We start from the raw sequence: 23561 nt of genomic DNA on the forward strand, positions 1-23561 counted from the left end.
TCCCGCACCGCCCGCGGCCGGACCGCGCAGAAGATCATCTCATGGTCCGGCGACCGTGGGACATGGAGGGGCGCAGCCCTGGCGGGCGGGCGTCATCTGCTCTTCGTGCCGCCCGCGGCGGTGAGCGGTGAGGCGGCCGACAGGAGGTTGTCGGCCCTCTGGTCCACGAAGCGGGTGACGACCTGCTGGCCGTACCCGAACGCCATCGCCCAGACCAGGATCGCGGGCTGCGAGCCCAGCCCCGCGAAACCGGGCACGAAGCCCGAGTTCAGGATCAGCAGCCCGAGCACCGAGGTGGCCACCCCCGCGGGCGCCTTGAGAAGGTTCTGGACGACCGCCAGCGAGTAGCGGGTGGACAGCTCCGAGCGGGTCGACAGCGAGGCCGCGGTGGCCAGCGCCGCGCCCAGCATGCCGATCAGGGCCACGAGCGGGACGTCGCCGTGGCCGGGCTGCAGGCCGCCCGTCGGGCAGATCTGGGCGGGCATCAGCCCCTGGGTGCGGATCACCGACTGGTTGCCGCACATCGGGATGACGTTCGGCCAGATCGCGCCGATGACCACCACGCCCAGCACGATCAGGCTCAGCATGACCACCCCGCCGAGCAGCAGGTTGCGGAAGCTGCGGACCCGCCCGGTCTCCATCGCCTGCGCGGTGTACGCGGCCCGCAGCACCGACTGCATCAGCGGCCTGTCGTTCTCCCCCAGGTCCCCCGCCGCGAGCCTGGCCTGGAGGTGGACCAGCCGGGGGTCGTCGCCGGGCAGGTACGCCCGGCCGATCGCCGCCACCTCCGGGCCCCGCCCGCACAGCTCCGCCGTCGGCAGCACGCCGTACAGCATCACGGTCGCGCTGTTGACGTTGGACCAGGCGCCCTCGATGGCCTGGCCGGTCAGCCAGCGCCGCACGCCGTGCCTGCTGCGCGCGTACGTCTCCGCGCGGGCCAGGTGCGTGCCGATGCCCTCGCCCACCGAGACCAGCTGGCCCGCCTCGTCGCGCATCGTGAGGGCACGCTCGGCGTCCGCCCTGATCTCCTCGCTGCGGGTGGCCACGTACACCCGCCAGGTGCCGGGCCAGCGCAGCACGCCGGTGTCGCCGATCCGCTCGGGGGGGATCGCGGGGTCAAGCGACATCGTTCCTCCGAAGGGAGCGGCCTGGGGCGGGCCTGGGACGGACACTGCCGACTGCCCCAGGCTTACCGCGACATGCCGATCAGGCGCTACGCCCCCGGGAAAACCGGGAGTTCAGGCGCTCGCGGGAAATCGGCACGTCGTCCCCGCGGCCATGAGCGTCCCCGGGGAACCGCAGGTCAGGCGCCGCGGCCCGCGATGTCGGTGCGGTGGTGCGAGCCGCGCATCCGGATGCGCTCCACGGCCTCGTAGGCCGCCGCCCGGGCGGCGGGGACGTCGGGCCCGGTGCCGACCACGCTGAGCACCCGGCCCCCGTTGGAGACGATCCGGTCACCGTCGAGGGCGGTGCCCGAGTGCAGCACGTAGGCGTCCTCGACCGGGTCGGACAGCCCCTCGATCACGTCGCCCTTCACCGGCTCCGCCGGGTAGTTCTCCGCGGCGATCACCACGGTCACCGCGGCGCCGTCGCGGTAGGAGAGCGGCCCGAACCGGTCGAGCGTCCCGTTCGCGCAGGCGAGCAGCAGGCCCGCGAGGGGCGTCTCCAGCCGGTCCAGCACGACCTGGGTCTCCGGGTCGCCGAACCTGGCGTTGAACTCGATCACCTTCGGGCCCTTGGACGTGAGGGCCAGCCCCACGTACAGCACCCCCGTGTACGGCGTGCCGCGCCTGGCCAGCTCGGTCACGGTCGGCATGACGGTCTCGGCCATCACCTGGTCGGCGAGGTCGTCCGGCGCCCACGGCAGGGGGGTGTAGGCGCCCATCCCGCCGGTGTTGGGGCCCTGGTCGCCGTCGTAGGCGCGCTTGTGGTCCTGGGCGGGCTGTAGCGGCACGGCGGTGGAGCCGTCGCAGAGCGCGAACAGCGACACCTCGGGACCGTCGAGGAACTCCTCGATCACGACCCGCCCGCAGGCGGCGGCGTGCCGGAGCGCCTCGTCGCGGTCGCCGGTGACCACCACGCCCTTGCCGGCTGCCAGGCCGTCGTCCTTGACCACGTACGGCGTGCCGAACTCGTCGAGCGCGGCGGCGACCTCCTCGGGCGTGACACAGGTGTGCGACCGCCCGGTGGGAACGCCCGCCGCGACCATGACGTCCTTGGCGAAGGCCTTGGAACCCTCGATCAGCGCCGCCTCGCGCGAGGGCCCGAAGCAGGGGATCCCGGCCTCCCTGACGGCGTCGGCGACCCCGGCCACCAGGGGTGCCTCGGGGCCGATCACGACCAGGTCCGCCCGGAGTCTCCCGGCCAGGCCGGTGACCGAGGCCGGGTCGGTCGGCGCCACCGGGTGCAGGGTCGCGACCTGCGCGACACCCGCGTTTCCGGGAGCACAGTGAACCTCGGTGACCTGGGGGTCCGCCGCCAGCGACCGGCACAGGGCATGCTCACGCCCGCCGGATCCAATCACAAGAACGCGCACTCGTCAGAGCCTATCGTCCCCCCGGCGTCCCCCTCGGGGCCGCGCCCGTTCCCGGGATCCGCGGAGTTGTCCACAGCCTGTGGACAACTCCGGGTGCCCGTGCGCGGGAGAGAGGTGCCGTAAAGGGCGTGTGAATTTTGTCTGGTTGTGCATGATCAACACTTGAACCTGGGAGTAAGCTGAGAGACGTCCCCCCGATCGTGTTAACTTTTGGGTGGCTTTGCGTGTCTCTTACTGATTGGAGGTGGTTCGGGATGTCCTCTGGCGATCCCAGCAGTACGTGCTCGCGCACGCCCGCTGTGCGCACCCTCGACCACCCCATCTCGGTGCCCGATCGGCGCCACACGCATCACCTCCCTCACCGGGGGTGACATCGCATCGCGTGTGGATCCCGCCAGGTTGGGCGGGAAAGGCTCGCCATGCGCTCCTCGCTTCTTTTTCCCCGTATCAAGCACACCCGTACGATCCGTGCCGCGCACACGCCCGCCGTCTCGCTCCGTGAGCGGATGACCGGCGTCTGCGTCCCGCCGAGCGACTCGCTCGTCGAGTACGCCGCCTACGTCGGCGGCAAGAAGATCGACGCCCTGGGCATCCCCGACGCCCTGGAGATCGTCCGCGCCCACAACGCCGCCGCCGACGGGGGCTCCGGCGGAGGCAACGCCTTCGTCTGGGTCGGCCTGCACGAGCCCGACGCCCCCGAGGTCGAGTGGCTGGCGGAGGTCTTCGCCCTGCACCCGCTCGCCGTCGAGGACGCCGTCAAGGCTCACCAGCGGCCCAAGGTCGAGCGCTACGGCGACTCGGTGTTCGTGGTCCTGAAGACCGTCGCCTACATCGACCACGACGTGCTGACCGCCACCAGCGAGATCATCGGCACCGGCGAGCTCATGGTGTTCGTCGGCCCCGACTTCGTGGTGACCGTGCGCCACGGCAGCCACTGCCCCCTCTCGGAGGTGCGCGCCCGCCTCGAGGACAAGCCCAAGCTCCTCAACCGGGGCCCCACCGGGGTGCTGCACGCGATCGCCGACCACGTCGTCGACAGGTACCTCAGCGTGGCCGACCGGATGCAGGCCGAGCTGGAGGACGTCGAGGCCATGGTCTTCGCCGACGTCAGCGCCCGCGACATCGGCCGGATCTACAACCTCAAGCGCGAGATGATCGAGATGAAGCGGTCCGTCATGCCGCTCCAGTCGCCGATGTCCACGCTGGCCCAGCGCCGGATGATCCCCTCCGAGATGCGCGAGTACTTCCGCGACGTCGTCGACCACCTCGCCCGCGTCTGCGAGCAGGTCGAGTCGTCCAACGAGCTCTGCAACTCCATACTGCAGGCGGCGCTCGCCCGCTCCAACGCGCTCGCCAACGAGGACATGCGGAAGATCTCCTCGTGGGTCGCCATCATGGCCGTCCCCACGATGATCGCCGGCATCTACGGGATGAACTTCGAGCACATGCCCGAGCTCGACTCCGTGTTCGGCTACCCGCTGGTGATCGGCGTGATGGTCATCGCCTGCACACTGCTCTACCGGGGCTTCCGCCGCAACGGCTGGATGTGATCGCCCGGCTCCGCACCCCGGTCCTCAGGCGCTCAGGGGGTGCGCGGGGGTGATCGGCCTGGGGACGCGCATGCCCCGTCCGGCCCACAGGGCGATCATCCGGTCGGGATAGTCGGTGACGATCGCGGCCGCCCCGAGGTCGAGCAGCTCCGCGGCCCGCCCCGGGTCGTTGACGGTCCACACGGCCAGCGGCAGGTCGGCCTTCTCGGCCAGCCGGGCGAACTCCCGGTCGACCATCACGTGCTCGGGGGAGAGGGTGGTGCCCCCGGCCTCGGCCGCGGCGGCCGGGACGTCGCCGTCGAAGTCCTCCAGGCGGAGGCCGTCGAGCCAGACGCTGTCCATGGTGGCGCGCTCGATCAGGGCGTACCGCAGGGTCGCGGGGGTCAGCGAGCGGGCGATCCGCAGGACGCGCCAGTCGAAACTGAGGATCGCCGCCCTGTCGAGCCGGTGGTGGCGGTCGAGTTCGGCGACCACCATCTCGGTGAACTCGGCGGGGTCGGCGCTCAGGTCGGGCCGGGTCGGATCGGATTTCAGCTCCACGTGCACCCGCACCCCGTCGGCGCCGTACGCGTCCATCAGCCCCAGCACGGAGCCCAGGGTCGGCATCCGGGTGTTCGGCACCGGCACCTGGGTCGGGGCGAAACGGTCGTCGGGGTGGCGCGGCACCCGTACCCCGCACTCCAGCGTGCGCAGCTGCGCCAGCGTGAGCGCGCCGACGGGCCGGCCCACGTACGGGAAGGCGGGGTCGCCCGCGAAGGCGGGACGGACGTCGGCGCTGGTCACCGGGGACACGGTGAGATCGTGGGTGAGCACCAGCCGCCGGTCGGCCGTCAGCGCGACGTCGAGCTCCAGCGCGTCGACACCCAGTTCGAGGGCGTGGGCGAAGCCGGGCAGGGTGTTCTCGGGACGGAGCCCGCGGGCGCCGCGGTGACCGTGAATCTCGGCATGCACACAGGGACCTTATCCACCCCGAGCGCCGATCGTCCGGTACGGCTCGCCCCTCGGCGACGCCGGGCGCGGGCCGTACCGGCGGAAACTAGAGCATCGAGTGGATCTGGAGCGTCTCGGTACGGCCGGGGCCGACCCCGACGGCCGAGATCCTGGCGCCGCTCATCTCCTCCAGGGCCTTCACGTACGCCTGCGCGTTGGCGGGCAGGTCCTCGAAGCTCCGGGCACCGGTGATGTCCTCCTTCCAGCCGGGGAACTCCTCGTACACCGGCTTGGCGTGGTGGAAGTCGGTCTGGGTCATCGGGATCTCGTCGTGGCGGACGCCGTCGACCTCGTAGGCGACGCAGACGGGGATCGTGTCCAGGCCGGACAGCACGTCCAGCTTGGTGAGGAAGTAGTCGGTGACGCCGTTGATCCGGGTGGCGTAGCGGGCGATGACCGCGTCGAACCAGCCGCAGCGGCGGTTGCGACCGGTGGTCACCCCGTACTCGCCGCCGGTGGTGCGCAGCCACTCGCCCATCTCGTTGTCGAGCTCGGTCGGGAACGGGCCGGCGCCGACGCGGGTGGTGTACGCCTTCAGGATGCCGATCACGCCGGTGAGCCGGGTCGGCGGGATGCCGGAACCGGAGCAGGCGCCGCCGCTCGTCGGGGAGGAGGAGGTGACGAAGGGGTAGGTGCCGTGGTCGATGTCGAGCAGGTTGCCCTGCCCGCCCTCGAGCAGCACGACCTTGTTCTCGTCCAGCGCCCTGTTGAGAACCAGCGAGGTGTCGGCGATGTGCGGCGTGAGGCGCTCGGCGTAGCCGAGATACTCCTCCAGGACCTTGCCCGCGTCGATCGCCCGGCGGTTGTAGATCTTGGTGAGGATCTGGTTCTTCTCGCCCAGCGCGACCTCGATCTTCTTCTGCAAGATGCCCGGGTCCAGCAGGTCCTGGACCCGCACGCCCATCCGGTAGATCTTGTCGCCGTACGCGGGACCGATGCCGCGCCCGGTCGTGCCGATCTTGGCCTTGCCGAGGTAGCGCTCGGTGACCTTGTCGAGGGCCTTGTGGTGGGGCATGATCAGGTGCGCGTTGGCGGAGATCAGCAGGCGCTCGGAGGAGACGCCGCGGGCCTCGAGCCCGTCGATCTCGCTCAGCAGCACGCCCGGGTCGATGACGACACCGTTGCCGATCACGGGGACGACGTTCGGGGAGAGCACTCCCGTGGGCAGCAGGTGCAGCGCGTACTTCTGGTCGCCGATGACGACCGTGTGGCCCGCGTTGTTGCCCCCCTGGTATCTGACGACGTAGTCGACCTGGTCTCCAAGCAGGTCGGTCGCCTTACCCTTGCCCTCATCGCCCCACTGGGCACCAACGAGAACGACAGCCGGCATCGTGAGTCTCCCACCACAAAAACGAAAACCCCTGGCGCAATCGCGACAGGGGCTCTTGCGTGGAGAGAATACCCGACGGCGTCCGAAATGGGGATCTCCCACCTCGCGAAAGGGGGTGCGGTGAGAGATCCCGGGGGCGAATCGGACGCTGACCGGCGGCTCAGCGAGGCGGATCAGGGGTGGGACCGGCCGCGGGGCCGGGGACGGGACACCACCTGGTCAGCGCCTGGTCAGCGGCTGGTCAGCTCCTCGGACGCCTCGGCGCTGGAGTCCTTCAGGAACTGGAAGCACCGCTCGGCCTCCTCCTTCTCCCCGATGCTCTGGGCGGCGCGGGCCAGCGCGTGCAGGCAGCGCAGGAACCCCTGGTTGGGAAGGTGCTCCCACGGGATCGGGCCGTGCCCCTTCCATCCCGCCCTGCGGAGCTGGTCCAGGCCGCGGTGGTAGCCGGTGCGGGCGAAGGCGTACGACGTCACGGCGTGCCCCGCCGCGAAGTACTCGTCCGCGAGTACGGCCCAGGCGGCCGGGTACGCGGGGAAGCGCGCGGCGACGTCGGATGCTTGGGCGCCGGATTCCAGCGCCTCCCGGGCCTCGGGCAGGTCCGGGAGCAGGGTGGGCGGCGGGCCGGCGAGGAGGTTCTCGTGCGATTCCATAACGACAGTCCTACCCGGTGTACCCGCGTCAGGCCAAGATCGGCCCCCGGAGTCTTTCCGGAAGCCGATCTCGCGCGATCCCCGCCGTGGCGCTTTCGCGGCCTTAGGAGATCTTGGTGCCCGCGGACTTCAGGTGCTGGGCGGCCTCGACGATGCGCGCCGCCATCGAGGTCTCGGCGGCCTTGCCGTAGGAGCGGGGGTCGTACACCTTCTTGTTGCCGACGTCGCCGTCGACCTTGAGCACGCCGTCGTAGTTCCTGAACATGTGGTCGGCGATCGGGCGGGTGAAGGCGTACTGCGTGTCGGTGTCGATGTTCATCTTCACCACGCCGTAGGAGATGGCCTCGTGGATCTCCTCGAGCAGCGAGCCGGAGCCGCCGTGGAAGACCAGGTCGAACGGCTTCTCCGTGCCGTACTTGGCGCTGACCGCGTCCTGGATCTCCTTGAGCACGCTCGGGCGGAGCTTGACGTGGCCCGGCTTGTAGACGCCGTGCACGTTGCCGAAGGTCGCGGCGAGCATGTAGCGGCCCCGGTCGCCCAGGCCCAGGGCCTCGGCGGTCGCGAGGGCGTCCTCGGTGGTGGTGTAGAGCTTCTCGTTGATCTCTCCGACGACGCCGTCCTCCTCGCCGCCGACGACGCCGATCTCCACCTCCAGGACGATCCGCGCGCGGGCCGTCTTCTCGATGAGCTCCCTGGCGATCTCCAGGTTCTCGTCCAGCGGCACGGCGGAGCCGTCCCACATGTGCGACTGGAAAAGGGGATCCTCGCCCCTGGCCACCCGCTCGAGGGAGATGTCGAGCAGCGGGCGCACGAAACCGTCCAGCTTGTCCTTGGGGCAGTGGTCGGTGTGCAGGGCGATCGTCACGGGGTAGTTGGCCGCGACGACGCGGGCGTACTCCGCCAGCGCCACCGAGCCGCTCACCATGTTCTTGACCGTGGTGCCCGAGAGGAAATCGGCACCGCCGGTGGACACCTGGACGATGCCGTCGCTCTCCGCCTCGGCGAACCCCCTGAGCGCCGCGTTGAGGGTCTGTGACGAGGTCACGTTGATGGCCGGGTAGGCGAAACCGCCCGCCTTGGCCCGGTCGAGCATCTCGGCGTAGACCTCTGGAGTAGCGATAGGCATCGTGTCATCTCCCTGGAGACGGCTGTGAACAGCTGGCGCGTGGCTATGAGGACATAGCCCGTGGGCCAGTATCCCGGGTTCATGCCCGGCCGGATAGCTCCAGTACCACTTCGATCCGTACCGATGTGCCCCGGCCGTGTCTCCAACCTATCCCCGGCCCCGCCCCGGCCGGAGAGCCCGGGGGCGCACGACCTGGGCGGGTGCGGACGATCTTCCAGATCGCGGTTCTTCCTGACCGATCCGCCGGGACGGTCGTGAAATCTCCTCACGAACCGCTAACCTCCACAGTGTGGGACGCCACAGGTCTGACCCCATGGGTATCGCGCGCCTGGTCCTCGTCGGACTGGCGGTGCTGGCGCTCGTCGCCCTGATCGTCTTCGGAGCCCTCTCGCTGTTCGGCAGCCTGGGCTCCGGCGCGGACACGGTCGCGTCGCCCGCCCCCTCGGCCGGCGTGTCGTCCGCCGCCGTCCCCCCGCCCCCCTCCGCCACCCCCGAGCGCGTCCCGACGGTCCTCGTCGAGTGCCTGCGGGAGCACTGCCCCACGGTCTTCCTGAAGGTCACCGGGGGCGACGTGCTCCTCGACCGGGAGCTGACCCGCGGCGAGCGGTTCCAGGCCTTCGATTCCAAGATCGACGTCGTCCTGGCCGACTCCGCCGCCGTCCGCGTCCAGGTGAACGGGGCCGTCCGCTCCCCGGGCAAGGCGGGGGAGCGCCAGGAGTTCACGGTCTCCCGCAACTGATCCCGGCTCTCCCGCCGGCTCCGGACCCCCGCGCGAAAAGCCCTCCGCCCCCTGTCCGTGGCTCCGGGTCAGGTCAGACCGGGCAGACCGGGCCGGGCAGACCGGGCCCGGGTGGACCGTGCCGGGCAGTGGTCGGCGGGTGTGGCTCTAGGCCAGGCCGAGGTCGGCCAGGTCGTAGGCGGTCAGGTACGGCAGTCCTGCCCCGGTGATCGCCGCGGCGGCCCCCCGGTCCACGATCGTGGCGACCGCCACGACCTCGGCGCCCGCCTCGCGCAGCGCCTCCACCGCGGTCAGCGGGGATCCGCCGGTGGTGGAGGTGTCCTCGACCACCAGCACCCGCCGCCCCGACACGTCCGGTCCCTCGATCCGGCGCTGCATGCCGTGGGTCTTCTGCGCCTTGCGGACCACGAACGTGTCGAGCCTCCCGCCGCGCGCGGCCGCCGCGTGCATCATGGCGGCCGCCACCGGGTCGGCGCCCAGCGTCAGGCCCCCGACCGCCTCGTAGTCGAGGCCCCCGGTGATGTCCAGCATGACCCGCCCCACCAGCGGCGCCGCCTGCCCGTCAAGGGTCACCCTGCGCATGTCCACGTAGAAGTCGGCCTCCATGCCCGAGGACAGCACGACCTTGCCGTGCACCACGGCCTTGCCCTTGATCTCCGCCAGCAGGTTCTCGCGATCGCTCATGGCACAAGGTTAGGGCGATCCCGGAACCCGTCCGATCGGACCCCGCCGGGAAACCGGGCCGCCGTAACGCGAGTTTCGGGCCGGAGGTGGCAAAAGTGCGATCCGGGTTTACTCGCGGCGCGTACTGCGGGATTATCCGGCGGGCAACTCCAGGTAATGGCGAGGTCACAATGAGTATGAAAACATCTCAAGGCGACGCTGAACTGCTGGCTGCCACCAGGAACGGCGACGTGGCCGCCTACCGGGTGCTCCATCAGCGGCACGCCCCCGCGGCGCATGCGCTGGCCCGCCTGCTCCTGCCGGGCGGGGCCGACGTCGAGGGCGTCGTGGAGAGGACGTTCGCCGACGTCCACCACGTGATCGCCCAGGGACACGGCCCTGAACAGGCGTTCCGCGTCCACCTGCTCACCGCCCTCCGCCGCACCGCCGACGCCCGTCCCGGTACGCCCGGCACGGGGAACGGCCCGGCGGCCACCGGGCCGGAAGCCGTACCGGAAGCCGGCGGGAAGGCGGAGGGGGAGGTCGGCGAGAGCGCGGGCGGAGAGGGCGGAGAGGGCGGAGAGGCCGGAGAGGCCGGGGCGACCGGCGAGCGGGCGGAGGGGGAGATCGACGAGCGGGCGGACGGGGAGGACGGCGAAGGGGCGGAGGGGGAGGGCGGAGAGGCCGGGGCGACCGGCGAGCGGGCGCGGGGGGAGATCGACGAGCGGGCGGACGGAGAGTCCCCTTTCGGCCCGCGCGCGTTTCTCGTCGACCCGTCGGTGGCGGGCCTGGAACGCTCGCCGGTGGCCAGGGCGTTCCTTTCCCTGCCCGAGCGGTGGCAGTTCGTCCTGTGGCACGCCGAGGTCGAGAGGCTCAGGGTCGAGGACGTCGGGCTCCTGCTGGGCCTGACGGTCAACGGCGCGGCCGCGCTCGCCCACCGGGCACGGGAGGGGACGCGCCAGGCGTGCCTGCGCATCCACCTGGCCGAGACGTCCGCCCCCGAGTGCCGGCCCGTGCTGACCAGGCTGGGTCCCTACACCCGCGGCGGCCTGCCCAGGGAACAGGGCAGGGTCATAGAAGGGCATCTGGACGGCTGCTCCGGCTGCCGCGCGGTGCTCGCGGAGCTGGCCGGCATCGGCCAGGGCATCCGTTCGGTGATCGGACCGCTCGTCGCCGGTCCCGCGTTCCCCGCCTACCTGACGGCACTCGCCAGGATGGGCGCCACGGCGGGCGGCGGGCTGTCCGGGCGCTGGCATCGGGCTCCCCGGTCCGTACGGCGCGCCGTCGCGACCGGTGCGATGGCGACCGCGGTCGCGGTGGCCGCGGCCCTCGTGCTGGTGTCGGCCGAGGCGCCCGCCCCCGGGCCGAGCACGGCCTCCGAGCCGATCGTCGTGGCCCCCGCGCCCGACTCTCCCGCCCCGCGAGAGTCCTCGGACGGGCCGGACACCTCCGGCTCGCCCGTACCGTCACTCCCCGGGCGGCCGACGGGTCCCGACCGCGAGCCCGCCGAGACCGGGACGACGCCCGGATCCGGTGGGGTGAGTGCCGGTGCGGCACCCGGCGCCGGGCTCGGGGAAACGGGAGCCGGGAGCGGTGACCCGGCCGGTGCGCCGCAGGGGACGGCGGGAGCGGGGCAGGACGGCCGGACGGGTTCCTGGCTCGCCCCCCGCCTGGTGGCCAGAATCGACGCGCTCGGCGCCCTGGTCAGGTCCGAGGCCGGAATCGTCGTGGTGCGTCTCCGCAACGCGGGCCTGGGGCAGAGCGAGGAGGTCGTCGCCGATGTCGGCCTGCCGCGAGGCGTGACGCTGCCGTCCGGGTCCCGCAGGGGAAACGCCGTCGGCGGCGTCACGCCGGTCGGCACGGTCGACGGCTGGTCCTGCCGCGCGAGGAGCCGGGGCGCCCGCTGCGTCCGCGGCCCGCTGCCGGCGGGCCGGGCCACGGCGGTCTTCCTGAGGGTCCTGGTGTCGGGCGACGCGCCCTACGGGGCGGTGCCCTCGGTCACGGTCTCCACCGCGGGGACGCGGGTGGCGGCCAGGTCGCGCGGCGGGGTACGGGCGACGGGGGCCCCGGCCCGGTTCGCCACCGACGGCAGGGTGGCCGTCTCCGCGATCGGCAACACCCTGATGAGCTGCGCGCCCTCGGAGCCCGCGTGCGAGGCCGCCCACTCGCGGCGGGGCGGCAGGCGCGACAACAACAGCTGGGAGATGCGCCCCCTCGACCGCGACGGGGATCCGTCGACGAGCAGTTCGAGCGCCGCCCGGCTCGTCGTGCCGGCCGCGAGCAAGGTGGTCTGGGCGGGACTCTACTGGTCGGCGAGCGCGCCCCCCAGCGGGCGGATCAAGCTCAAGGTGCCGGGCGAGGAGCGGTACCGGCAGGTCAGGGCCACGCAGGTGGTGGAGCGGGAACTGCCCGCGGGGCGCGGCTACCAGGCGTTCGCCGACGTGACGCGTCTGCTGGGCACGGTCCGCGGGACGTACTGGGTGGCCGACGCCTCGGTGCGGTCCGGGGTGGCGCGCCATGCCGGCTGGAGCCTGGTGATCATCGTGGCCGACCCGCGCCGGCCGTACAGCCAGGCCGTCGTCGTGGACACCGCGACGGTGCTGGACGGGGAGCACCGCTCGGCGCGGATGCCGCTCGGAGGGCTCACCCCCTCCGGCTCCGACGCCCCCGCGAGGCTGGCCCTGGTGACCTGGGAGGGTGACGCGGGCGTCATGGGCGATCGGGTGAGGCTCGGCGGCCGGCCCCTGCGGCCCGCGGGCGGGGAGCGGGACCCGCGCAATCCCTTCGACGGGTCCGCCGCCGGGGCGCGGGGCACCGGCACGACCTTCGGTACGGACGTGGACCGCTTCCGGACGCCCCTCGGCCGCGACCCGGTGCTGGAGCTCAGCACGCACCAGGACGTCCTGCTGTTCGGCGCGGCGGCGGTGAGCGTACAGACCGCCTTCTGACGGGGCGCACCGTTCGCCCGGGTCCGCTGTGCGGCGAAGGCGTCATGCGGGGCGGGGGGACACATGGGTCGGGGTGGCGGGAAACCCGAGCGAATGGCACCTCGCCGGGGGGATCCACGAACGGGACAAACTGGTACGGTCGGCGTGAACGATCCAGCGTATGGTCGAGCGCGGGTGGAATCGTCGGGATTCACCCTCGGATGGTCAGCTGCTTGATTACCCTGAGGAAGGGCCGTCTGTCCGGTCTCTTAGGGGTTCTTTCAGGCTTGTCTGAACCGAAGGATCGGGCCACGTAGGAAGGGCGGTGTCGTGTGGATCGTTGCGCGCTGTTCGTGGACGCCGGCTACCTGCTGGCCGACGGCGCGATGGCGGTGCACGGTACCCGCCACCGCGAGTCCGTCTCCTGGGACTACCCGGGGCTGCTCCAGCTGCTCAACAAGCTGTCGAGAGAGCGCACTGGCCTGCCGCTGTTGCGCTGCTACTGGTACGAGGCGACCGTGGAGGGCCGCCGCACCCCGGAACACGACACGCTGGCAGACATCCCCGGCCTCAAGCTCCGCCTGTCGCGCATCCGCCCCGGCCGCCGCGAGGGCGTCGACGCCCAGGTCCACCGCGACCTGATGACGCTGGCCCGCAACGGCGCGGTCTGCGACGCGGTCGTGGTCAGCGGTGACGAGGACCTGGCGCAGGTCGTCTGCGACGCCCAGGACCTCGGCATCCGGGTCACCGTGGTCCACATCAGCGCCGACGGCAGCTGGGCCGTCTCCCGCACGCTGCGCCAGGAGTGCGACGACCTGATCGAGATCGGCGCCGGCCATCTGCGCCCCCACGTCAGCCTGCTCAGCGGCGAGACGCCCGCCCTGGTGGCCAACGGCCACCAGCACGGCTCCGGCAACGGCCAGCCCGCCACCTCCCGCGGTGCCGGCGGGAGCAACGGCGCCCCGGCCACCAGCCCCATCCCCGCGGTCCAGACCTCCCGCGCGGCCCACGCCCAGCCCGCGCTGCCCTCCACCTACCCGAGCTACACCCAGGAGTCGCCGATCACCCCGGTCACTCCCGCCGCACCGCCGTCCCCGCCGTCCCCGCCCTCCCCGCCGTCCCCGCCCGCCTCCGCGCCCTCGCACGCGGCCGTCGGCAACCAGACCGGCCCGCTGCCGGCCGCGCCGCAGTACTCGCTGGGCAACACCGGCGGCATGCCGAGTTACCAGTCCCCGCAGATGGGCGCCTACACCGGTCCCCAGCCGGCCCCGGTCCCCCCGCAGAGCTCCGGAACCGGCACCGCGACGACTCTCTCCGACGCGGTGCAGGCCGCCCACAAGGAAGGTCACGACTTCGGCGAGTCCGTGGCCAAGGACGCGCCCGCCCTGTGGCTGGAGGCGGTCCTCGCCCGCAAGCCCCGGATGCCCTCGGACCTGGAGGCGCGCCTGCTCCAGGGCTCCTCCCTGCCGATCGACTTCCTCCTGCACGACGAGGTCCGCCACGCCCTGCGCCGCGGCTTCTGGGACGCCCTGGAGCGCGCCCGCCGCTGAGACGCGCCCGCCGCTCGGACCGCACGGCGGGAAAGCCCGTCAGGTGGCTCCGGGCCGCAACCGCGGGAACGGTCCGTCAGGTAAGGGCGTCGAAGCCCGCGCGCAGGTGGCTGAGGCGGTTGGACAGGTCGGCCACCGGTCCCGCGAGGCCGGGGTCGCCGCTCTTGCGGGCCAGCTCGGCGACCCGGCCGAGCTCCTCCTCGACGGCGGTGAGGCGCCTGGACAGCTCGGGCAGCACGGCGGCCTGGTCGGACGCCTCACCGGGCGGCAGCTCCGCGCCGAGGCGCTCGCGGAGCATGGTGGCCTGCTCGGCCAGCCTGCGGTTCATGTTGTAGAGCTCCACGAACACCGCGACCTTGGCCCGGAGCACCCACGGGTCGAAGGGCTTGGTGAGGTAGTCGACGGCGCCCGCGGCGTAGCTGCGGAAGGCGTAGTCGGGCGCGCTGTCGACCACGGTCAGGAAGATGATCGGGATGTTGCGGGTGCGCTCGCGGCGCTTGATGTGGGCCGCCGTCTCGAACCCGTCCATGCCCGGCATCCGGACGTCGAGCAGGATCAGGGCGAACTCCGTGCCGAGCAGGGCCTTCAGCGCCTCCTCCCCCGACTTCGCCCGCACGGGTATCAGATCGAGCGAGCTGAGAATGGCCTCGAGCGCGATCAGGTTCTCCTCCCGGTCGTCGACCAGGAGGATCTTGGCTCTGTCCGGCATCGATCACACGCCTTCGTTGGAGTCGCCGGCCGGCTTGCCCCGGGTCAGCCAGCCGCGCAACCTCTCCAGGAGGCGGTCGACGTCCACGGGCTTGGGCACGTAGTCGGAGGCGCCGGACGCGATGCTCTTCTCCCGGTCACCTCGCATGACCTTAGCGGTTAGCGCGATGATCGGCAGATCCGCGAACTGGGGCATCCGGCGGATCGCGGAGGTGGTGGCCCAACCGTCCATCTCCGGCATCATGATGTCCATCAGGACGAGGGCGACGTCCTCGTTGCGCTCGAGCTGCTCGATGCCCTCGCGGCCGTTCTCCGCGTAGATCACCGTGGAGCCGTAGCGTTCGAGCACGCTGGTCAGCGCGAACACGTTGCGGATGTCGTCGTCCACGATCAGGATCTTCGCCCCGGTCAGCGGGTCGTCGCCCTTCCACGGCTTGCCCTCGCCCTGCGGGAACTGCGGCAGGGGCATGTCGTCGTTGAACGTCAGCTCCGGCAGGTCGTCCGGCTCCTCCAGCACGCCGATGAGCGCCGGTTCGCGGGAGGAGGAGCTGGGGGCGCTCGCCCCGCCGTCGCGCGAGGCCAGCGGCCCGCCGTACGACGGGGGCAGGTAGAGGGTGAAGGTGCTGCCCTCGCCGACCTCGCTGACCACGTGGATCTCGCCGCCGAGCAGGCGGGCGATCTCGCGGCAGATGGACAGGCCCAGGCCCGTCCCCCCGTACTTGCGGCTGGTGGTCCCGTCGGCCTGGCGGAACGCCTCGAAGATGACCTCCAGCTTGTCGGAGGCGATCCCGATGCCGGTGTCGACCACCTCGAAGGCGAGGATGCCGTCGGCGCCGCGCAGGGTGTCGTCCACGAAGGAGACGGCGCGCCTGGCGTGGATCACGCGCAGCCGCACCTCTCCCTTGGGGGTGAACTTGATCGCGTTGGAGAGCAGGTTGCGCAGCACCTGCTGGAGGCGCTGCTCGTCGGTGCGGAGCTCCTGCGGGATCGAGGGATCGACCTCGACGGTGAACGACAGGCCCTTGTCCTGGGCCAGCGGCGCGAAGGTGGCCTCGAAGTAGTCGACGAGCTTGGGCAGGGAGATCTGCTGGGGGTGGATGTCCATCCGGCCCGCCTCGACCTTCGACAGGTCGAGGATGTCGTTGATCAGTTGCAGCAGGGCCGAGCCGGCGCCGTGGATGGTCCTGGCGAACTCCACCTGCTGGGCGGTGAGGTTGCCCTCGGCGTTCTCGGTGAGCAGCTTGGCCAGCACGAGGAGGCTGTTCAGCGGGGTGCGCAGCTCGTGGGACATGTTGGCGAGGAACTCGGACTTGTAGCGGGAGGAGACCGCGAGCTGCTCGGCGCGCTCCTCCAGCGTGCGGCGGGCCTGCTCGATCTGGAAGTTCTGGATCTCGATGGCCCGGTTCTGCTTGGCCAGCAGCGCGGCCTTGTCCTCCAACTCGGCGTTGGAGCGGCGCAGCTCCTCCTGCTGGCGCTGGAGCTCGTCGGAACGCTCCCGCAGCTCGGTGGTGAGGCGCTGCGACTCGGTCAGCAGGTCCTCGGTCCTGGAGTTGGCGATGATCGTGTTCATCGTGACGCCGATGGTCTCGACGAGCTGGTTCAGGAAGTCGTGGTGGATCTCGCTGAACTCGCTGAACGAGGCCAGCTCCAGCACGCCGAGCACCTGCGTCTCGAACAGGACCGGCAGCACGACGATCTGCGCGGGCGTGGAGGTGCTCAGCCCGGTGTCGACGGTCAGGTAGCGGGCGGGCACGTTGCCGAGGATGATCCCCCTGCCCTCCATCGCGGCCTGTCCCACGATTCCCTCGCCGGTCGCGAACCGCTGCCGGGGGCCGTTGCCGGAGCGGGCGCCGTACCCGGCGATGAGGTGCAGGTCGCGGTCGCCGGTGGGCTCGGCGAGGTAGAAGGCGCCGTAGTGGGCCGACACCAGCGGGGTCAGCTCGCTCATGATGAGCTTGGCGACCTCCATCAGGTCGCGGTGGCCCTGCATGAGGCGGGAGATCCTCGCCAGGTTGGACTTCAGCCAGTCCTGCTCCTGGTTGGCGGTGGTGGTGTCGCGCAGCACCGCCACCATCATGTTGATGTTGTCCTTCAGCTCGCCGATCTCGCCCTCGGCGTCGACGGTGATGGAGCGGGTCAGGTCGCCGGTGGCCACGGCGGTGGTGACCTCGGCGATGGCGCGCACCTGGGTGGTCAGGCGGGCGGCGAGCTCGTTGACGTTCTCGGTGAGGCGCTTCCAGATGCCCTCGGCGCCCTCGACGCGGGCCTGGCCGCCCAGCTTGCCCTCGGAGCCGACCTCGCGGGCGACGCGGGTGACCTCCGCACCGAAGGACGACAGCTGGTCGACCATGGTGTTGATCGTGGTCTTCAGCGCGAGGATCTCGCCCTGCGCGTTCACGTCGATCTTGCGGGTCAGGTTGCCGGACGCGACCGCGGTGGTGACCTCGGCGATGTTGCGGACCTGGTAGGTGAGGTTGTTGGCCATGGAGTTGACGTTGTCGGTGAGGTCCTTCCAGACCCCGGAGACGCCGCGTACGCGGGCCTGGCCGCCGAGCTGGCCCTCGGTGCCGACCTCGCGGGCGACGCGGGTGACCTCGTCGGCGAACATCGACAGCTGGTCCACCATGGTGTTCAGGGTGTCCTTGAGCTGGAGGATCTCGCCCTGCGCGTCCGCGGTGATCTTCTTGGACAGGTTGCCCTGGGCGACGGCGGTGGACACCGCGGCGATCTGGCGGACCTGGGTGGTCAGGTTGTTCGCCATCACGTTGACGTTGTCGGTGAGGTCCTTCCAGGTGCCGGAGACACCGGGCACCTGCGCCTGGCCGCCGAGCTGGCCCTCCGAGCCGACCTCGCGGGCGACGCGGCTCACCTCGGAGGCGAACGACGACAGCTGGTCGACCATGGTGTTGATCGTGGTCTTCAGCGCGAGGATCTCGCCCTGCGCGTTCACGTCGATCTTGCGGGTCAGGTTGCCGGACGCGACCGCGGTGGTGACCTCGGCGATGTTGCGGACCTGGTAGGTGAGGTTGTTGGCCATGGAGTTGACGTTGTCGGTGAGGTCCTTCCAGACCCCGGAGACGCCGCGTACGCGGGCCTGGCCGCCGAGCTGGCCCTCGGTGCCGACCTCGCGGGCGACGCGGGTGACCTCGTCGGCGAACATCGACAGCTGGTCCACCATGGTGTTCAGGGTGTCCTTGAGCTGGAGGATCTCGCCCTGCGCGTCCGCGGTGATCTTCTTGGACAGGTCACCCTGCGCCACCGCCGTGGAGACCGCCGCGATGGCGCGGACCTGGGTGGTCAGGTTGCCCGCCATCACGTTGACGTTGTCGGTCAGGTCCTTCCAGACCCCGGAGACGCCGCGCACCTGCGCCTGGCCGCCGAGCTGGCCCTCGGTACCGACCTCGCGGGCGACGCGGGTGACCTCCTCGGCGAACGCCAGCAGCTGGTCGACCATGGTGTTGACGGTGTTCTTCAGCTCGAACATCTCGCCGACCGCGTCGACGGTGACCTTGCGGCTCAGGTCGCCTCGCGCGACCCCGGTGGTCACCGCGGCGATGTCGCGAACCTGCGCGGAGACGCGGCTGGACATGGTGTTGACGGCCTCGGTGAGGTCGCGCCAGCTTCCCGACATGCCGCGCACGTTCGCCCGGCCGCCCAGGCGGCCCTCGGTGCCGACCTCCCTGGCCACCCGCGTCACCTCGGAGGTGAACAGCGACAGCTGGTCGACCATGCCGTTGATCGCCTTGCCGAGGCGGCGCACCTCGCCCCTGGCGCCGCGGTCGAGATCGATCCGGCGGGACAGATCACCCTTGGCCACCGCGTCGATCACGTCCGCGGCCCCGCTGACCGGGCCCACGAGCGCGTCGATCAGCGTGTTGACCGAATCTACGCTCTCGGCCCATGAGCCCACGCCGGGACCGGGGGTGAGGCGCTCGCCGAAGCGGCCCTCCTTCACCACCTCGCGGCGGACCCGGTGCAGCTCGTTGGCCAGGTGCTCGCGGCGATCGGCCACCTCGTTGAGCAGCAGGCGGATCTCGCTGAGGATTCCCGGTGGGGCGTGCGGCACCCGGCGGCGGAAGTCACCGTCGCGCCAGGTGATGAGCGTCTGCAAGATCGGTCGCAGATCCGATTCGCTGTAACGTCGCTCCTCGACGTCGGGCACGGTGTTGACCGTGGTCATATGACCTCCTTGACTCCCGGGGGCGCAGCCGTGAGTCACCCCAGTCTGTCACGGTGCGCAATGTGTAGTCCCACCTTCGATTCACCCCATGTCAACGGGAAGTGTGGTAGTCACGGAACAGTGACCAGTGCTCCACGCGCCGTCCTGGCGGCGACCTTCGCCCCAGGACACACGGCCGTTCCTGCCGCCAGGCGGTTCACCATCGAGGTGATGACCGCCTGGGCCGCCGCGCCCGTTCTGGCGGTCGCCGAGCGGCTGGCGGCCGACCTGTCGTCACAGGTGACCGATGCCTCTTTTGAGATCGTTTGGAGCCATCTGGGCGACGGGCTGCAGATCGAGGTGCGCCAGAGGCGGGCCCCCGACGGGAGCCCCGGCGCCCCGTCCGTACCGGTGGAGGAATGGGGTGTCACCTTCGCCGGTCAGCAGCGCACGCACTGGGCCAGGATCCGGCTGCCCGGCTCCTCCGGGCGGCCGTCCTCGGAGTGGACCGCCGAAGAACCCAGCCGCGGGCCGATCTGGATGGGTTTTCTCGCCGATGCCAGCGACCTGCTGGCGGGCACCCTCGACCCTGACATGGTGCCCGCGATCATCTCGCAGATCGTGGTGCCACGGCTGGCCACCTGGTGTGCCGTCTACACCTGGAGCAACGGCGGCGGCCCGCAGCGTCCAGCCTACCTCTGGCACACCGACGAGCGGCGCATCGACGAGCTCCGGGAGGAGCTCGCCAGCGTCCAGATCCCGCAGGCCGGCGGCTCCATGCAGTTCGCCGACTCGCAGGTGCTGGTCATCCCGCTCCTCGCGCGCGGGCGCACGCTGGGCGCGATGTGCCTGGGGCGGCCCGACCGGTTCGCCGAGGACGTCTTCCAGTACGCCGAGGACATCGGCCGCCGCGCCGCGCTCGCCCTGGACAACGCCCTGCTGTACGCCACCCAGGCGGCGGCCAACCGGGCCCTGCAGCGCAGCCTGCTCCCTCCCGACGAGCCCGGCGAGATCCCCGGCCTGGACCCCGCGGTGGTCTACGAGCCCGCGGGGGAGACCAACGAGGTCGGCGGCGACTTCTACGACCTCTTCGCGGCCGGCGACGGCTCCTGGCGGTTCGCGGTGGGCGACGTCTGCGGGACCGGCCCCGAGGCCGCCGCGGTCACCGGCCTGGCCCGCCACACCCTGCGCCTGCTCGCGCGGGAGGGGTACGGGGTGGCCGCCGTCCTCGACCGCCTCAACCAGGCGATCCTGGACGAGGGCGAGCGCGCCCGCTTCCTGACGCTGCTGCACGGGGAGATCAAGCCCGTGCCGACCGGCCTGGACGTGGCGATGGTCTCCGCGGGGCACCCGGAGGCGCTGCGGCTGCGGCCCAGCGGCGTCGTGGAGGCCGTGGTGACCTCGCAGTCGCTGCTGGGCGTCTTCCCCGAGGCGACCTTCAAGGCGGAGCTCGTCCATCTCGATCCCGGTGACGTGCTTCTCGCGGTGACCGACGGGGTCACCGAGCGTCGCAGGGACGGGCGGCTGCTCGACGACGACGGGGGGCTGGCCAAGCTGCTGGCCGAGTGCGCGGGGCTGTCGGCGCGGGCGGTCGCCGAGCGGATCCGCCGCGCGGTCCAGGACTTCGCCCCCGAGCCGAGCGCCGACGACATGGCGATCGTGGTCCTGCGAGCCCGCTGACGAGGGTCGTCCACCCGGTGGACGAGACCGTTGACGGGCCGCCCGCCGGCCGGACGGGCCGTGGACGGGGCCGTTCACCGGCCGGGCGAGATCGCCCGCACGACCTGGGGACCGCACGGGCGGAGACCGTCACCCCCTCATCGGGCGATGTGGGCTAGATGTCGGTATTCACGTGCTTCCTGGCGAAGTCCAGCTGGGCCGACATCTGCGCGATCCGCTCGGAGACGACCAGGGAGCCGTGGCCCGCGTCGTAGCGGTACACCTGGTGCTCGTGGTCGCGCTCGGCGAGCCGGGCCACGTACGCCTCGATCTGCCCGATGGGGCAGCGCGGGTCGTTCTCCCCGGCGAGGATCAGCAGCGGGGCCTCGACCTGGTCGACGTAGGTGATCGGCGAGCTGTTCACGTACCGCTCGGGCTGCTCCTCGGGCGAGCCGCCGAGCAGCGCGCGGTGGTAGGAGCGCAGCGCCTCCGTCTCCTCCTCGTAGGTGGCGACGTGGTCGGCGATCGGCACCGTGGCGATGCCCGCCGCCCACATCTTGGGCTGGGTGCCCAGGCCGAGCAGCGTGAGGTAGCCGCCCCAGGAGGCGCCGGACAGCACCAGCCGGTCGGGGTCGCAGACGCCGCGGTCGACCATCGTGTCCCTGACGGCGGCCACGTCGGCCAGCTCGATGTGCCCGACGTCGCCGTTCAGGGCGTTCCGCCAGGCCGAGCCGTATCCGGTGGAGCCCCGGTAGTTGACCCGTACGACCGCGAAGCCGAGATCCACCCAGGCGGCCACCTGCGGCACGAAGGAGTCGTCGTCCTGGGCGGTGGGCCCTCCGTGCAGCATGAAGACCGTGGGGAAGGGGCCCGAGCCCCGCTCGGGGCGGGAGACCAGGGCGTGGATGCGGCCGCCCGGCCCCTCCACGTCCACGTCCTCGACCGGGACCGACGGGGGTGAGGTGGGGCCGCCGTGGTTCATCACCACGTGGCCGCTGGTCGACCGGATCAGCGGCGGGTGGGCCCCGCTGGACCAGGAGTACTCGACGGAGCCGTCGGGGCGGGGGGCGGCGGCGTCGATCACGCCGTGCTGGGTCTCGATCGGGAAGAGCCCGCCGCCCGGAAGGTCGTAGCGGGTCAGGTAGGTGCGCCCCCGGTTGCCGCGCACGACGAGCAGCGAGCGGCCGTCGTCGTACCAGTCGGCGGTGATCTCGCCCGGGTCGCGCAGCCAGATCTCCCGCTGGTCGCCGGTCTCGGGGTCCCAGACGAGGGGCTCGCGGCGGCCCCTGCGCTCGTGCAGGGTGAGCAGGCGGCGGTCCCCGGACAGCGGGGCGAAGCGCAGGCCGACGACCCCCTTGCCGGGGCCGTCGTGCAGGTCGCCGACGACCTCGCCGTTGCGCCGGATCACGCGCAGCCCGGGGTGCCGGGCGTCGCCGTGCTCGCTGTGGCTGATCGCGATCAGCGAGCCGTCCAGGGAGACCGCGGAGACGGCGGCCGCCTCGGTGTGCTCGTAGATCGTCCGGGCGGGCTCGCCCGGCCGTACGAGATGGATGGTGAAACCCTGTCCCGGCCTGGCCATGCCGATGACCGCGTCGCCCGTCGCCGAGAGCCCGAGCCCGGCGGGGAAGCCGGGGGCGAGGTCGACCGGCTGGTCGGGGCCGCCGTAGAAGGGCTGGCGCATCCACCGGCCCCACTCGTCGCCGTCGGTGTCGTCGAACCACCAGATCCACTGCCCGGTGGGATCGATCGCGCCGTGTGAGGTGCCCTTGGGGCGCGAGGTCGCCTGACGGGCGGAGCCGCCCGCGCGGTCCCAGGCGTAGACCTCCCACGCCCCCGAGGCGTTGCTGCGGTAGACGGACCGGCTGGGAGCCTGGCTCGCCCACACGGGCAACGTCGCGCGCGGCGCACGGAACCTGGCCTGCCAGCGCTCCTCCGCCTTCATATGGCGCTTCCCTCCGTCAAGGTGTCAGCTTCACGCGTCCAGGCGCGGGCTCGCCGGATTGCGGTCCAGTATGTCGCCTTCACCGGCTAATTGCTTGAGTAATGTCAGGGAATTTCGGACTAAAAGTCACATCAGTAACAGGTGCCCCGAAGGGGCTGTCAAGCACACAGCTTGCTCAGAGGTGGTGCTTAAAGATAGACATACGGAAAGAAGCCTCCACGAGGCACATTTCTGGGAGCTGTGCGATCTTTCTTCGCATAACTTCCGTATCCGTATGCCAGGCGCTGGGCCCCATTCCCACGACCGCCTCGACCGCATCATGCCCCAGGGCCATCTCGAACGCGAGAGTGCTCCCTCCGGTCTCGACGAAGTGCTCGTTCAGGCTCTCCGCCACACGCCGCTCCTTCGAGTCGTCCACCGACAGGAGCCCCAGCCGCTCCACCAGTGGCGATAGGTGCCGCGAGGTCGGGGTGACCACTACGAGCTCACCGCCCCCCTTGAGCACTCGTGCGAACTCTGCCCCATTTCTGGGGGCGAACACATTGAGAAGCACATCTATCGTGTCATCTCCCAGCGGCAGCGGTCTCCACACGTCGGCCACCACCGCCCCCAGCCGGGGATGGGCCCGCGCGGCCCGTCTGATCGCGTGTTTGGAGACGTCCAGCGCCACCCCGGCGGCCTCGGGCAGTCCGTCGAGCGCCCGCGCGAGATAGTGGCCCGTTCCGGCACCGGCGTCGGCCACCACCCTCGCGCCGGGACGGCAGGCGCCGGCGACCGCCTCCGCCAGCGGGGCGTAGTGCCCGGCGGCGAGGAACGCGTCCCTGGCCGCCACCATGGCCGCGCTGTCGGCCGTTCCCGGCACCCGGGACCCCGTCAGCAGGCTGACGTATCCCTGCCTGGCCACGTCGAAGCCGTGCCCCAGGGCGCACCGCAGGACCCGCTCCCCGAGCTCCAGGGAGCCGCGGCAGACCGGGCAGGCGAGGTGTTCGACGACATCGTCCAGCATCTCCCCATCATCTCGCGTCCCGCCGA

16 protein-coding genes are annotated in these 23561 nt (G+C 71.6%); 5 read left to right on the top strand and 11 right to left on the bottom strand.

All coding sequences use genetic code 11. The annotated features are described in order from the left end of the window. Positions 1-92 precede the first annotated feature (92 nt). Both ACTOQ1_RS15540 and purD read right to left on the bottom strand, forming a co-directional pair. Positions 93-1127, bottom strand: a complete 1035-nt coding sequence (locus tag ACTOQ1_RS15540; RefSeq protein WP_440067715.1) for a hypothetical protein — start codon at positions 1125-1127, stop codon at positions 93-95. A 176-nt stretch (positions 1128-1303) separates the two neighbouring features. Further along, positions 1304-2536, bottom strand: coding sequence for a phosphoribosylamine--glycine ligase (gene purD / locus ACTOQ1_RS15545; protein WP_440067717.1), 1233 nt, complete (start codon positions 2534-2536; stop codon positions 1304-1306). A gap of 419 nt (positions 2537-2955) precedes the next feature. Between purD and corA the strand changes: the two genes are divergently transcribed. Continuing rightward, a complete protein-coding gene (corA, locus tag ACTOQ1_RS15550; RefSeq protein ID WP_440067719.1) occupies positions 2956-4086 on the top strand; it encodes a magnesium/cobalt transporter CorA in 1131 nt (376 codons plus the stop codon). Between the two features lie 24 nt (positions 4087-4110). On the opposite strand, the gene ACTOQ1_RS15555 is transcribed toward corA, so the two are convergent. The 4 genes from ACTOQ1_RS15555 to fbaA all read right to left on the bottom strand — a co-directional run bounded on the left by ACTOQ1_RS15555 (position 4111) and on the right by fbaA (position 8182). Beyond that, a complete protein-coding gene (locus ACTOQ1_RS15555; protein WP_440067721.1) occupies positions 4111-5037 on the bottom strand; it encodes a glycerophosphodiester phosphodiesterase family protein in 927 nt (308 codons plus the stop codon). An 85-nt stretch (positions 5038-5122) separates the two neighbouring features. After that, complete coding sequence (locus tag ACTOQ1_RS15560) at positions 5123-6406, bottom strand: adenylosuccinate synthase (protein ID WP_440067723.1); 1284 nt, start codon at positions 6404-6406, stop codon at positions 5123-5125. 230 nt (positions 6407-6636) lie between these two features. Continuing rightward, positions 6637-7056, bottom strand: coding sequence for a DUF3151 domain-containing protein (locus ACTOQ1_RS15565; RefSeq protein ID WP_440067725.1), 420 nt, complete (start codon positions 7054-7056; stop codon positions 6637-6639). A 103-nt stretch (positions 7057-7159) separates the two neighbouring features. Next, positions 7160-8182, bottom strand: a complete 1023-nt coding sequence (gene fbaA, locus ACTOQ1_RS15570; RefSeq protein WP_440067727.1) for a class II fructose-bisphosphate aldolase — start codon at positions 8180-8182, stop codon at positions 7160-7162. A 313-nt stretch (positions 8183-8495) separates the two neighbouring features. Between fbaA and ACTOQ1_RS15575 the strand changes: the two genes are divergently transcribed. Then, positions 8496-8921, top strand: a complete 426-nt coding sequence (locus ACTOQ1_RS15575; RefSeq protein ID WP_440067729.1) for a hypothetical protein — start codon at positions 8496-8498, stop codon at positions 8919-8921. A 147-nt stretch (positions 8922-9068) separates the two neighbouring features. Here the strand turns inward: ACTOQ1_RS15575 and pyrE are convergent, their stop codons facing one another. Further along, positions 9069-9605, bottom strand: coding sequence for an orotate phosphoribosyltransferase (gene pyrE, locus ACTOQ1_RS15580; RefSeq protein WP_440067730.1), 537 nt, complete (start codon positions 9603-9605; stop codon positions 9069-9071). Positions 9606-9781: 176 nt separating this feature from the next. On the opposite strand from pyrE, the gene ACTOQ1_RS15585 reads away from it, so the two are divergent. Together ACTOQ1_RS15585 and ACTOQ1_RS15590 are read left to right on the top strand one after the other, a co-directional pair. Further along, complete coding sequence (locus ACTOQ1_RS15585) at positions 9782-12532, top strand: zf-HC2 domain-containing protein (RefSeq protein ID WP_440067732.1); 2751 nt, start codon at positions 9782-9784, stop codon at positions 12530-12532. Between the two features lie 311 nt (positions 12533-12843). Beyond that, complete coding sequence (locus ACTOQ1_RS15590; RefSeq protein WP_440067733.1) at positions 12844-14061, top strand: NYN domain-containing protein; 1218 nt, start codon at positions 12844-12846, stop codon at positions 14059-14061. A 76-nt stretch (positions 14062-14137) separates the two neighbouring features. Here ACTOQ1_RS15590 and ACTOQ1_RS15595 read toward each other — a convergent pair whose 3' ends face one another. Then, a complete protein-coding gene (locus ACTOQ1_RS15595) occupies positions 14138-14770 on the bottom strand; it encodes a response regulator (protein ID WP_440067735.1) in 633 nt (210 codons plus the stop codon). 3 nt (positions 14771-14773) lie between these two features. Further along, complete coding sequence (locus ACTOQ1_RS15600; RefSeq protein ID WP_440067737.1) at positions 14774-18949, bottom strand: HAMP domain-containing protein; 4176 nt, start codon at positions 18947-18949, stop codon at positions 14774-14776. 120 nt (positions 18950-19069) lie between these two features. Between ACTOQ1_RS15600 and ACTOQ1_RS15605 the strand changes: the two genes are divergently transcribed. After that, a complete protein-coding gene (locus ACTOQ1_RS15605) occupies positions 19070-20608 on the top strand; it encodes a PP2C family protein-serine/threonine phosphatase (protein WP_440067739.1) in 1539 nt (512 codons plus the stop codon). A 154-nt stretch (positions 20609-20762) separates the two neighbouring features. Here ACTOQ1_RS15605 and ACTOQ1_RS15610 read toward each other — a convergent pair whose 3' ends face one another. After that, positions 20763-22529 carry a S9 family peptidase gene (locus ACTOQ1_RS15610; RefSeq protein ID WP_440067741.1) on the bottom strand — a complete coding sequence of 589 codons (1767 nt, stop codon included), beginning with the start codon at positions 22527-22529 and terminating at the stop codon, positions 20763-20765. Positions 22530-22704: 175 nt separating this feature from the next. Continuing rightward, complete coding sequence (locus tag ACTOQ1_RS15615) at positions 22705-23535, bottom strand: putative RNA methyltransferase (RefSeq protein ID WP_440067743.1); 831 nt, start codon at positions 23533-23535, stop codon at positions 22705-22707. Between the last annotated feature and the right edge of the window lie 26 nt (positions 23536-23561).

Source organism: Streptosporangium sp. OZ121 (genome assembly GCF_051918885.1).
Taxonomy (GTDB): Bacteria; Actinomycetota; Actinomycetes; order Streptosporangiales; family Streptosporangiaceae; genus Streptosporangium.